This is a genomic window from Liquorilactobacillus mali KCTC 3596 = DSM 20444 (assembly GCF_000260415.1).
GTDB classification, from domain to species: domain Bacteria; phylum Bacillota; class Bacilli; order Lactobacillales; family Lactobacillaceae; genus Liquorilactobacillus; species Liquorilactobacillus mali.
In genome coordinates, this window is sequence record NZ_BACP01000009.1 from 1 (window position 1) to 12567 (window position 12567).

At 34.0% G+C, this 12567-nt stretch carries 13 protein-coding genes; all 13 read left to right on the forward strand.

Annotated elements, in window-relative coordinates; genetic code table 11:
* Positions 1 to 1148: mucin-binding protein (locus tag GSM_RS13835; protein WP_010077699.1), on the forward strand; the 1148-nt coding region annotated here is incomplete at its 5' end.
* Between the two features lie 227 nt (positions 1149 to 1375).
* A complete protein-coding gene (gene murI / locus GSM_RS01740) occupies positions 1376 to 2152 on the forward strand; it encodes a glutamate racemase (RefSeq protein ID WP_003687456.1) in 777 nt (258 codons plus the stop codon).
* A gap of 749 nt (positions 2153 to 2901) precedes the next feature.
* On the forward strand, positions 2902 to 3738 hold the full coding sequence (locus GSM_RS01745; RefSeq protein ID WP_003687458.1) for an ABC transporter substrate-binding protein: 837 nt from the start codon (positions 2902 to 2904) through the stop codon (positions 3736 to 3738).
* 16 nt (positions 3739 to 3754) lie between these two features.
* Positions 3755 to 4414, forward strand: coding sequence for an amino acid ABC transporter permease (locus GSM_RS01750; RefSeq protein WP_003687459.1), 660 nt, complete (start codon positions 3755 to 3757; stop codon positions 4412 to 4414).
* Between the two features lie 23 nt (positions 4415 to 4437).
* Positions 4438 to 5175 (forward strand): amino acid ABC transporter ATP-binding protein, encoded by a 738-nt coding sequence (locus GSM_RS01755; RefSeq protein WP_003687461.1) that lies wholly within the window; start codon positions 4438 to 4440, stop codon positions 5173 to 5175.
* 19 nt (positions 5176 to 5194) lie between these two features.
* Positions 5195 to 5584, forward strand: coding sequence for a carbon-nitrogen hydrolase family protein (locus GSM_RS15480; protein ID WP_010077700.1), 390 nt, complete (start codon positions 5195 to 5197; stop codon positions 5582 to 5584).
* Complete coding sequence (locus tag GSM_RS15485; RefSeq protein ID WP_010077701.1) at positions 5536 to 5994, forward strand: carbon-nitrogen hydrolase family protein; 459 nt, start codon at positions 5536 to 5538, stop codon at positions 5992 to 5994. The genes GSM_RS15480 and GSM_RS15485 overlap by 49 nt, the downstream gene beginning before the upstream one ends.
* A complete protein-coding gene (locus GSM_RS01770; RefSeq protein WP_003687464.1) occupies positions 5982 to 7145 on the forward strand; it encodes a M24 family metallopeptidase in 1164 nt (387 codons plus the stop codon). Before GSM_RS15485 ends, GSM_RS01770 begins: the two co-directional genes overlap by 13 nt.
* 10 nt (positions 7146 to 7155) lie before the next feature.
* The gene (locus GSM_RS01775) at positions 7156 to 8328 is read left to right on the forward strand and encodes a M20 family metallopeptidase (RefSeq protein WP_003687466.1); all 1173 of its coding nucleotides are present in this window, start codon (positions 7156 to 7158) and stop codon (positions 8326 to 8328) included.
* A 19-nt stretch (positions 8329 to 8347) separates the two neighbouring features.
* The gene (locus GSM_RS01780; protein ID WP_003687467.1) at positions 8348 to 9565 is read left to right on the forward strand and encodes a pyridoxal phosphate-dependent aminotransferase; all 1218 of its coding nucleotides are present in this window, start codon (positions 8348 to 8350) and stop codon (positions 9563 to 9565) included.
* A 1-nt stretch (position 9566) separates the two neighbouring features.
* Positions 9567 to 10448: a dihydrodipicolinate synthase family protein gene (locus GSM_RS01785; RefSeq protein WP_003687470.1), complete on the forward strand. Its 882-nt coding sequence runs from the start codon at positions 9567 to 9569 to the stop codon at positions 10446 to 10448.
* A gap of 4 nt (positions 10449 to 10452) precedes the next feature.
* Positions 10453 to 11247, forward strand: a complete 795-nt coding sequence (locus GSM_RS01790; protein WP_003687472.1) for an SDR family oxidoreductase — start codon at positions 10453 to 10455, stop codon at positions 11245 to 11247.
* Between the two features lie 24 nt (positions 11248 to 11271).
* Entirely contained in the window at positions 11272 to 12414 is a 1143-nt protein-coding gene (locus GSM_RS01795; RefSeq protein ID WP_003687473.1) for a mandelate racemase/muconate lactonizing enzyme family protein, read from the forward strand.
* The last annotated feature ends 153 nt before the right edge of the window (positions 12415 to 12567 follow it).

A 12567-nucleotide genomic window follows, 5' to 3' on the forward strand; every position in this document is an offset into this window, starting at 1 on the left:
CTAAAGCAGACAGCGCTGATTTCTCAGAGGTAGCAAATCCAAATATTGCCAATTATGAGGTGATCAGTAATGATGCCCCAGCTAGTGATTTGACGAAGGTCGCAGCACAACAGGTCACGAATGATAGCTCAGATTTGAATTACACAGTTGTTTATAAGTTAAAGGAAGAAAAAGCGACGGTTAAATATATTGACGATACAACTAATACGACTTTAACCAGCAAGGATCTTTCTGGAGCGTTTGGTTCAACTGATGACTATAGAACAGCAGACACAATTAAGTATTATGAGAATAAAGGATATGTTCTTGTTAGTGATAACTACCCAAGTGATGGTGTGGTTTATGATCAAGATGGGGTTATAAAGAGTTATGAGGTACACCTTGTTCATGGAACAACTCCAATCAATCCAGATAATCCGCAAGAACCTGGTGAGCCAATCAATCCTAATGATCCAGATAGTCCTAAATGGCCTGACGGAACAGATAAAGATTCATTGACAAAGACAGTTACCGAAACAGTTCATTATAAGTATGAAGATGGGACTCAAGCAGCACCAGACAAGACTGATTCAGTGACCTTTGAACATGAGTTCGTGATTGACAATGTAACTGGTGAAATTATCAAAGATAACGGTTGGAAGGCAGTGAATGACGACACAACATTCGATACTAAGGTCTCGCCTATAATTGATGGGTATACAGCCGATAAGAAACAAATTGATGAAATTACCGGATTAACCCAGAACAGCGCAGACGTTGTTGAGACGGTCATTTACACAAAGAATGCTGAACCCGTTATCCCTGACAAACCAGTAACACCAGATAAACCAGTAACACCAGAACAACCAGTAATTCCTGCAAATCCAACGACACCAAGCAATGATAAGGGTGGCAGCACAAACAGTAACACACCAACTAATAGTAATGATGGTGATTCAGCGACAGCAACCCCATTAAGTAATGTTACTACGAAACCTGCCTCATCAAAGAAAACGGTAGCTAAGGTAACAGCTGCAAAAGCAAGCTTGCCGCAGACTGGTGATGAACAAAGTAGTAAGGTGTCCGTCATAGGTGCAATCTTAATTGCTCTAGCAAGTATCGGTACACTATTTGGATTAGGCAAAAGAAATAAAAATGAATCAAAGTAAATAACTAGCTATGCAAGAAAGTATTAGCGCAGACTAGGCAATGAACAGGAAACCAGGATGAAATATTTCTGGTTTTTTGTGTACAATAATTGTAAGAAAATATTCAGCAAAATTGTTGAGAAATAGATAATTTTAGAAGATATTGCAAATCATGATTTTAGTTTAGTGTTATGTTCTAACTTAAATAGTATAATGATTGTAATATCGATATAAAGGAAGTATGGCTAATGTATGAATTAAAGAGAGATTGCCCTATCGGTGTCTTCGATTCTGGAGTAGGTGGTATTAGTGTTCTTCGTGACCTGTACCGTCTTATGCCACAAGAGGACTATCATTTTTTCGGAGACTCAGATAATGCACCGTATGGAATTAAAACGACTGATGAAGTTAAGGAATTAAGCTTTGATATTGTTGATCACTTCATTGAACAGAATGTTAAGGCGATTGTGATCGCCTGCAACACTGCCACTAGTGCCGCTGTTAGGGACATTCGGCAAGCTCATCCAGATCTTTCAATAATTGGACTTGAACCTGCCATTAAGCCGGCTGTACTGCGGAAACCTAATTCACAGATCTTAGTGATGGCAACACCATTGACACTAAGAGAACAGAAATTCCAAGAATTATTGGCACAATATAAAAACCTCGCAGATCTGGTATTAGTTCCAGCACCAGATCTTGTAGAATATGTGGAGAAGGGTGATTTGGATTCTCCTGCAGTAATGAATTATCTGGAAGAATTATTATCACCCTATAAGGAGACGGCGGACTCTGTGGTATTAGGTTGTACGCATTTTCCATTTGTAAAACCTGCAATTCGGAAAGTAATGGGAGATAAGCAATTCATTATTGATGGCGGCCCAGGAGCATCAAGAGAATTGCAAAGAATCCTGCGGGACAAAGAATTATTACAGCCATTGAGTCATCAAGGAAGTGTAACCTTCGCTAACAGTGAGGTAGGTACGGGCAAGATTGAATTGAGTAAGAGATTGTTTGAAGCTTAAAGAAATATGGTTTATATAGAGTTAATAAGGTGACTTATGGGATGCGTTTATACGGAATAAATAGAAGAACTGTTTCAAAATATAACTTTTGACCAACCGAATAGAACAGTAATCTCTGCTATATCAAATAAGTCAATTGTCTAGAGTAGGAAAAAATAATAAGAAAAAATAGATAGCATATTTTTTAATAAACTGTGTTTGAATAAAGAAACCACCGCTAAATGAAGCACTTCAGTGTTTCAAAAGTAGGTGGTTTTTTTATATTAAATAAAAAGCAATGTTTACTTGTGGAACACGTTTATACGGAATAAGTAAAAGAGCTAGGTTAAAATTTCACTTTTGACCCAGCTCTCATTAGTTTAATCTTTGTTATTTTATATAATTCATTCCATTCGTGGACTTATTTACTTAATTTCGAGAGATTTGTTCCGTGTAGATTTTTATAAATCATGATTGTAGAATTTCTATAATGCTGAAACTGTCACATAAAATATGCAAAATTTTTGTTTAAAGACAGTATAAACCATCACATAACTGTGAGATGGTTCATATTATTACTTTCTTTTTATTGAAAAGAAATTAAAAGATGTGATTTTTTTAACGTGAATGCCTTTTCTTATTAGCTAACAATGCATTTAGACAGCAAGCATACGCAATTCGTGTAAAACCGCTGTTTATACATTTATATTTGCTATCATTGGTTTAGGAAATTATATCCATAATAAATCTTATACGTTGGGGTGAATTTAATGGTTAAATCTTTTAGATCTATATTTTGTTTAACAATAGCTGTTGCTCTTAGCATAGTATTTTTAGTTGGTTGTTCGTCAAAATCAACTTCCACTTCAGCTTTAGTTCCCAAAAAGCTTGTAAACTCAGGTTATTTGACATATGGAACTGCTGCAACTTTTCCGCCGTTCGAGTACATGGATGGGAAAAATTATAAGGGATTTGATATTGATATGGCAAAAGAAATCGCAAAGGAGATGAATTTAAAAGTAAAGACTCAGTCAATGGATTTTAATGGTTTGATTCCCGCGTTAACAGGTAACCGTATCGATATTATTAATTCTGCTATGTATGAAAATGCTACTCGAAAGAAACAAGTTGATTTTATTCCATATCTAAAAATTAGTAATGATATAGTTACAAAAAAAACGACTAAGGAAAAATTCAAGTCGCTTGCAGCCCTTTCAGGAAAAACAGTAGCTGTAACCCAAGGTGCAATTGAGGCTGTATATGTAAATCAAGAAAACATAAAGTTGAAAAAAGCTGGGAAAGCAGTAATTAAAGAACTGTCATTACCAAAGGCCAGTGATACTTATGTAGCTGTTAAAAATGGAAGAGCTGATGCATTCCTAGATTCATCTCCAGGTGTTGCATATTTGATGAAAAAAGAGCCAAATACTTACAAGATTCAAGCTTCATTTGGTGAAAAAACCACTATTGGAATTGCAGTAAATAAAAACAATAAAGATATGAAAGTGAAAATCACTAAAGCAATTAAAAAATTAAATAAAAGCGGTAAATTTAACAAGTTAATGGCAAAATATGACCTACCTAAAGAGTTAAATTATTATAAATAGATAGGAGAAGATACTATTGGAATTTATATCGGGAATTTTGAGCAATTTCTTCTCATCTGAATATTTAATGGGTGCAGTGAGAACAATTGTCCTTACACTAATTTCACAATGCTTAGCAGTTATTTTAGGACTGATTCTAGAACTACTACGACGGACAAAAAAGCCGATTACCGTAAAATTTGTTAATTTTTATATATGGCTTTTTAGAGGAATTCCAGTACTTGTACAATTAATTTTTGTTTATACTGCTTTACCTCAGGTAGGAATAAAGTTTGATAACTTTACATCAGCTTTAATTGCACTTACGTTGAATGAAGCAGCATATATGGCTGAAATTATTCGTTCTGGATTTGATTCTGTCGATGGAGGGCAACAAAAAGCCGCTAAGATGTTAGGACTGAGCAAAACAGAGATTATGAAAAAAATTACTCTTCCTCAAGCACTTCAAGTGATTGTTCCTCCTACTGCCAACCAATTTAATGGGATGTTAAAAACATCTGCATTAGCTTCGGTTGTTGGTTACTCTGACTTATTACTTACAGCACAACAAATAGCAAGTGCCAATTTTGAATATATGAGTGCATTAACAGCTGCGGTAATTTATTATTTGATATTCACAACAATATTTACTTATGTTCAGAAAAAAGCCGAACAAAAGTTTAACTATTTGCAATAGATAATATTAAAAGAGGTGATGTTATGTTAGAAGTTTGTGAATTAAGCAAAGAATATCAGGTTGGGCATAAAATACTGAATAATATATCATTCTCCGTAAAAGAGGGAGAAAGGGTCGTAATTATTGGACCTTCGGGATCTGGAAAGTCTACTTTATTAAATTGTATTGCAGGTTTTGAAAATATAGCTAGTGGAACTATATATTTTCAAAACAAACCTGTTACTGAAAATTCCAGTAAATCTGATAATCATAGAAAGGATATGGGAATGGTATTCCAATCATTCAACCTATTCAAACATTTGACAGTTTTACAAAATATCACATTAGCACCTGAGCTTGTTTTGAAAAAAAGCAAAAAGCAGTCAGAAAAAATAGCGAGAAATCTGCTTAAAAAGGTTGGGTTGAGTGATAAAGAAGATAGCTATCCGGCGCAACTTTCTGGTGGGCAGCAACAGAGAATAGCTATTGCAAGAGCAATGGCTATGAATCCAAAGATGATGCTATTTGATGAGCCCACATCGGCTTTAGATCCAGAAATGACAGTTGGAGTTTTGAAAACAATCAAAGAACTAGCCGATTCTGGTATGACTGTTATGATTGTGACTCATGAAATGGATTTTGCAAAACAGGTTGGTACACGTGTTATTTTTATGGAAAATGGATTAATAGTTGACGATGATCCTATCAAAAACTCTGAGATTGAAAATCCTAGTAATAGATTAATTGAATTTTTAGATAGTTTAAATATAAATTACATTTGATTTTTAAGGAGTTGGACCCATGAGAGATCCGTTAGTTGTAGCCCTTGCTCAGATTAATTCAGTGCTTGGGGAATATAGAACCAATATTGAAAAAATTGAAGCATTTACAAAAGATGCTGTCAGTCAAGGTGCTGATATCATTGTTTTTCCCGAACTTTCTTTATCAGGATATGATTATTCATATTTTGATCATATAAAGAAATATAGTAACGCAGAATTTGAAAGTCTAAAAGAAGTAGCAATTAAAAACAAGATTGGGATGGTTGTTCCACTACCTATATTCGAGAATGAAAGAATCTATAACGGTGCCATTGTTTTTGATAAAAAAGGAAATGTAGTTGGAGAATACAAAAAATTTTTTTGTGGGAAGATGAGGAAAATTATTTTAAACCTGGAAGAGAACCGCTGATTTTTGAATTTATGGGTTGGAAACTAAGTATTCTTGTTTGCTATGATGCAGGGTTTCCTGAAATGTCTAGATACCTTGCATTGCAAGGAGTTGAAGCAATACTGATGCCGTCAGCATTTGAAAAACTTGATAGATACAAATGGAATATATATTTTAATTCTAGGGCTCTTGAAAATAGTATTTTTATTGCAGCAGTGAATCATATTGGGATTGAAGGGGAATCAAACTTTTTTGGTCATAGCAAACTCATTGACCCATTTGGCAGTGTTATTGTTGAAAGTCTAAAGAAAACAGAGGGAATAATAGTTGGAGAATTAGACAAAAATTTAATTCAGAGTGCACAAGAAAAAAACAAATACACTGAAAATTTAACAAAAAATATAAAGGAGTTTGAAAAATGGAAAAGATGATGGCATTTGAACCTGCAGAATTTAAGACACGCATTCAGAACTTTAAGGATAAGTTAATTGAACATAATATTGATATTGCGTTAGTTAATACACCTGAGAACATTTTCTATTTAACAGGTTACCAAAGTCCTGGATACTACATGTATCAGGGACTTGTGATTCCGGTGAACGGAGATCCATTATTGGTCCCACGTGCCGCAGAAATTCCAAATGTAATGTTATATAGTTGGTTAAATGAGGATAATATTGTTTCATATGACGACACAGTAGATCCAATTTCAGTTACAATAAAATGTCTAAAAAAATATCTACAAACTAATTCAAAATTAGGAATTGAAATGGATTCTAAATTTCTGTCAATTAAACAGTTTAAGCAAATTGGAGAAAACTGTCATGCAAGTATAGTTAATATTCAGGGAATGATTGAATCTCTTCGATTAATCAAATCCCCAACTGAGATTAAATACATTAAAGAAGCATGTCATGTTGCAGATAAAGCAATGGGAGCAGGGCTAAATGCAATTCATGTAGGCGTTAATGAAGATGAAGTTGCTGCAGTTATGTTTGAAAAAATGGTAAGTTCCGGTGGCGAGTATTTAGGTATGGAACCCTTTGTTTCATCAGGATATAGATCTGGTAATATTCACGCTGCTTGGGGACATAAAGAAATCAAAAAAGATGAGACCATTTTAATGGAACTTGCGGGTTGTAGAAATAGGTATCATGGAGCCATTATGCGATCGGCTTATACTGGATCTAATCCTAGTGATGATGTGAAAAGAGCAACTGAAGTTTGTATTAATGCATTGAATGCTGCAATCAATACAATTCGTCCCGGAGTAACAAGTGGTGAGGTAGATGAAGCTTGTCGTGGATTAATCGAGAAGGCAGGATTATACAATAATTTTAGAAAAAGAACAGGTTATTCAATTGGTATAGCTTTTGCACCTGATTGGGGTGAAGGACAAATAATGAGCTTACAAAAAGATGATTCAGGTATTTTAAGAGAGGGTATGGTGTTTCATATGCCTCCAGCAATTCGTTTTCCAAATGAATATGGAGTCGGATTTAGTCACACAGTTTTGGTCACATCAGATGGATGTAAACCTTTAACTGCATTAGATTGTGAACTAAAGCTTATTGATTTGTAGGAGAAATACTGTGGATAATAAATTTTGGGATAGTGAAAGTATAAGGATATTGCGAACATTAGTCGAAACACGCTCATATACATCAGAAAAAAATGAATTAGTTATTTCAAAAAAACTATTCAAGGTATTAAAAGATATAGGTTGTGAAGTCGAAGTTAATAATATTGCTTCAAATAGAGCAAATGTCATTGCACGTGTTAAAGGAAACGGCAGAGGAGGGAATATAGTTCTTAACACTCATATGGATGTTGTACCTTCAGGTAACGGTTGGGGAAACTTTGATCCCAATAAATTAACCATACAAGGTAATAGAGCTTATGGTCGAGGTACAGTGGATGCGAAAGGGCCATTAACTTCGATGATCATGGCCATTGAGTACATTATACTGAACAATATTAAATTAAATAATGATATTACATTAATTGCTGTTGCTGATGAAGAAGGGGCTAGTTTAGGAGCTCGATTGCTTCCAAAAATTAAAGCAAATTTTGCCGTTGTTGGTGAAGCGACAAATAAGACAATTGCTGTTTCACACAGAGGAAGTTTGAGACCAATAATTTCAGTGAAGGGTTTGGCAGCACACTCAGCAACGCCAAGTTTGGGTGTAAATGCCATCATATGTATGTCAAAGCTTATTGAAAATTTGGATAAGTTTAATAAAAATGTTTTATCAGTTCGAAAACATAAATTTTCAGGGTCACCAACTTTAATTCCAACAATTATTAATGGGGGGATAAAGGAATCGATGGTTCCTGACTATTGCGAGGTAGTTATAGATAGAAGATTGATACCTGGTGAAGACAAGGATACCGCAGTTAAAGAAATAAATGAAGTAATAAATGAAACGTTACCGCTAACTGATCCAAAATGTGAAATGAGTATTGATAGGTTTTTGGAAACTACTGGTGATCCATCGGAAATATCTACGAAAAATTTAGTATTAGTACCAGCCAAAAAAGCGATTGAAGATGTCTATGGATCTGTAGAATTTTCAGGATTAGATTGTAACTGTGATATGTCGCATTTTATGAGTGAAGGTATTACAACTTTTGTATATGGACCAGGTAATTTTAAGATGGCGCATCAGCCAAATGAGTATATTGAATTGAATGAGTTGATTAACGGGATGAATGTGTATAAGAATATAATTTTGAATGCAGATAGGCAATATATCAACTCGTGAAAGGAGGCAGAGACTTGATATGGATAAAAAAAGTGAAAGTTTTGCAAATTGGACCAGAAAAGTAGGGCCTTCTGAAACTGCAGATATGGAAGAACGAGTAGATTATTTGAAAAGAAAGGGAGAAAATATTTATTCATTTGCACTAGGAATGCCAAATTTTTTTACACCTGAATATATAAAAAATGGTGCAAAAGCAGCTATTGATAGTAATAAAAGCTTTTATACAGCAACTTCTGGAATAATGGAGCTGAAAAGGGAAATTACTCATAGTTTGTATGAAAAAAATAATGTTGATTATAAAACTAGTGAAATTGTTGTTACAAATGGAGGAAAACAGGCTGTTTTTGATGCACTGTACTCAATGTGTAATCAAGGAGAGGAAGTAATGATCCCCAGTCCATACTGGGTATCTTATATTTCACAAACAAAGCTGATGGGTTTTAAACCGATAGTAATAACTACTTCAGAGAAGAATGGATTTAAAGTAAGTGTCGAAGATTTAAAAAAAGCGGTCACGGATAAATCAAAAGTATTAATTTTAAATAGTCCAAATAATCCAACCGGAGCAATTTATGGATATGACGAATTAGCTGATATTGCGAAGTTTTGTATTGAAAACGACTTATATGTAATTAGTGATGAAGTATATTCCGAATATATCTATAACAATAAGAAATTTATTTCTATTTCATCATTTGAAAAAATGAAGGATAGGACTGTTGTAGTTAATGCTTTTTCTAAAACATATGGTATGACAGGGTGGAGAATTGGATATTCCGCCTCTAGCAAACAGTTAGCATCATTCATGACAATTTTGCAGTCTCACTCAACTAGTAATGTATCTTCAATATCTCAGTATGCAGCAGTTACTGCATTCGACGATTCCGTTGATAAAAGTTTTAAATTGAGTCACTTAAGATCTGATTTTAAAAAGAGAAGGGCTTTGGCTGACAATATCTTGTCAGAAATAAAAGGTTTTAAGTATATATTACCAGAGGGGGCCTTTTATTTTTGGATAGACATTTCAGAATATATAAATAAAAATTTGTCGGGAACAGTTATGAAAAATGCAACTGATTTTGCAAATATTGTCTTACAGAATACTAATGTTGCGCTTATGCCAGGTGATAGTTTTGGCGATAGTAGCCATATTCGCTTATCTTTTTCGATTTCCGAAGAAAAAATAAGAAATGGACTTTTAATTTTAAAAAATTATTTAAATAAGGAGATGGTATAAATTGGTTTTTAAACTTAAGGGTGTCTATGTTTTGGCAATTTCTCCGATGAAAAAAAGTGATAAGACTTTAGACTTTAAAGCCTTAGAAAGAAATCTGAATCATTTTATTGATGCGGGTGTAAATGGAATTGTTGTCGGTGGTACCTATGCTGAATATCCTAGTATGAATTATGAGGAACGAGTTGAATTATTTTCTAATGCAAAGGAAATTATTAATAAAAGGGTACCTTTAATATGTTGTACAGCATCTAGCAATCCTGCAGAAGCATTAAAACTAAGTAAAAAAGCTAAAGAATTAGGTGTAGATGGTGTAATGGTCACAGCACCATATGTTTCTGAAGTTAGACAGGACGATATAATTCGATTTTTTGAATACTTAAGCTCAAATGTGGATATCCCTATTTTTATTTATAATAGTGCAAGTATTGGTATTTCACTGTCGCCGCAGACTATCGAAAAACTTGCTAAAATCAAAAATGTAAAAGGAGTCAAGCACGGTTCAACAAATATTAGGGAATTAATAGAAGTAAATACACTTGTTGGGAAAGAAATAGCAATATTACCTGCTTCAGATAGCATTGCGCTCGGTGGCTTAGGAATTGGACTTCCAGGATTTACGTCGACAAATGCTAATTTTATGATTGAGGAATTTGTTAAGTTTTACAACGAATTTACAGCTGGTGATTTAGTTGCCGCACAAAAGAGATTTTATAATTGGCAACCAATTTGGGACTTAGCCAAAAAGTTTGGGCAACCCGCGATGGTAAAAGCTGCAATGGAAATAGTAGGATTAGATTCTGGACCAGTGAGACTTCCTTTTAAAACACTAGGTTTAGACGATAAAAAGGAAATTGAGCAAGTAATTAAAAAAACTATGGGGTGATGTAGTGGACTTAGAACTAAATGGCAAATCTGCTCTTGTACTTGCATCCAGCAAGGGATTAGGTAAAGGTACAGCTGAAAGGCTTTTCAAAGAAGGTGCAAACGTATTAATAACAAGTAGAAATGAGGACAGTTTAAAGCAAGTAGTCGAAGAGTTTTCTGAAATTGAAACACCTTATAAGAATAGTATAGATTTCTGTGTCTGCGATCTTTCAAAAGTGGATGATATCAATAATTTAATTACTGAGACTCACAAAAAAATCGGTACAGTTGATATTTTGGTAAATAATGCAGGTGGTCCTAAGAGTGGCAGGTTTGAAGATCTAACAGATGATGATTGGGAAAAGTATTTTTATCTTGATTTATTAAGTTATATTCGTGTGACACGACAATTGATTCCAGATTTAAAAGAAAATAAGGGACACGTAATAAATATATTGTCTTCTTCGGCAAAACAACCCATTCCTAACCTAATTCTTTCAAATGTCTATAGACTTGGGCTGTTGGGCTTTTCTAAAACATTATCAAAGGAACTTGGAGAATACGGGGTACTTGTCAACGCAATATCTCCCGGCAGAATTGCCACTGACCGGGTTCAACATCTTGACGAAGTCAAAGCAGAAAACCTCAATAAGCCTATTGATTATGTCCAAAATAAATCGCAGGCAAATATTCCACTTGGAAGATATGGAAAAGTTGAAGAATTTGCAAATGTGGTTGCCTTTTTAGCATCTAATAAAAGTAGTTATATGAATGGTAGTTTAATAGTTGTTGATGGTGGCAAAACTGATGCATTTTAGTTTGATAGAGGGGGGCTAAAATACTTGGTAAGTATAAATTCTATAAATATATACTCTTGTAAAATTCCTTTGATTCACTCTTTTACCCATGCATCTTCTGGAAAAGTAAGTAGACTAGATGAAGTGTATATTGAGATAATGACAGATGATGGAACAACGGGATGGGGAGAAGTTAGAGGAAACTGTGAATACGTAACAGGAGATACGAGTGAAAGAATAATCTCTATTCTATCTGGTAAATTATGTCCATTATTGATTGGAAAAAATCCCATTAATAGAAATGAAATAAATTCAGTAATAGAAAAAGAAATTATTGGTAATTCAGGAGCAAAAATGGCAATTGATGTTGCACTTTGGGATTTAGAGGGTAAGATATTGAATCTACCATGTTATGACTTGATTGGTGGCAAGGTACGTAACTTTATTCCTAGTGATGCGAACATAGCATTTAATGATATTGAACATACCATAAATGAAGCACGAGAATATTTAGAAAAGGGTTTTAGGACGTTAAAAGTCCGTGTTGGTATGAGTCATGAAATGGATGAGGCCAGAGTTGCTGCTGTTAGATCAACAATAAACTCATTTAATACAAACGATGATAAGAAAATCAGCTTATTTGTTGATGCAAACGGAAAGTGGAAAGCAAAAGAAGCATTAATTATGTCTAATATTTTTAAAAAATATGATGTTGCCTGGATGGAACAACCAGTTGATGAAACTGATATTGAAGGCTTAAAATTTTTAAAAAATAATGCTGATCAGGAAATATGTGCAGATGAAAGTTGTAAGTCGATCAAAGATGTTCACGAAATTGGAAAGAACAATGCAGCAGATGCGGTTCATCTAAAGTATATTAAGGCAGGATCATATGAAAAACTTAAGGCTATGATTGACATTGCTGAAGTAAATCATCAAGATTATATGCTTGGTCAGATGGATGAGGGAAGGCTTGCTACCGCAGCAATTTTAAATGTTGCAGCAACTGTCAAAGGCAATAAGTTTGAGGTCTCATGTTTTAAACATGTTAGTGAAAAGAATGATCCAGGTAAGGGAATTCGATTAAAAGATGGTGGAATTTATTTAGGAAATAGTCCAGGTTTAGGTATTTGTGTAGACAAAAGTTTATTAAAGTTTGAAAAAAATTGTAAAAATTTTAATTATTAAAACGAGTGTAACCATAATTTTTGAAATGACTGCGTAAAATAAAGCAGTGGAAATACTGAAAAATATCATGATTAACAGTGTTTAGTTAGGCTCCCCTAAGAGGGGGCCTCTTTGTGTAAGTTTGAGATTTTGTTGATACTAATAAAAGGGGCT

Bases quoted from the DNA above. Each gene is read 5' to 3' on its own strand.
- GSM_RS01770 (WP_003687464.1), top strand. From the start codon at position 5,982: ATGGAAAAGATGATGGCATTTGAACCTGCAGAATTTAAGACACGCATT.
- murI (WP_003687456.1), top strand. From the start codon at position 1,376: ATGTATGAATTAAAGAGAGATTGCCCTATCGGTGTCTTCGATTCTGGA.
- GSM_RS01755 (WP_003687461.1), top strand. From the start codon at position 4,438: ATGTTAGAAGTTTGTGAATTAAGCAAAGAATATCAGGTTGGGCATAAA.
- GSM_RS01780 (WP_003687467.1), top strand. From the start codon at position 8,348: ATGGATAAAAAAAGTGAAAGTTTTGCAAATTGGACCAGAAAAGTAGGG.
- GSM_RS01745 (WP_003687458.1), top strand. From the start codon at position 2,902: ATGGTTAAATCTTTTAGATCTATATTTTGTTTAACAATAGCTGTTGCT.
- GSM_RS15480 (WP_010077700.1), top strand. From the start codon at position 5,195: ATGAGAGATCCGTTAGTTGTAGCCCTTGCTCAGATTAATTCAGTGCTT.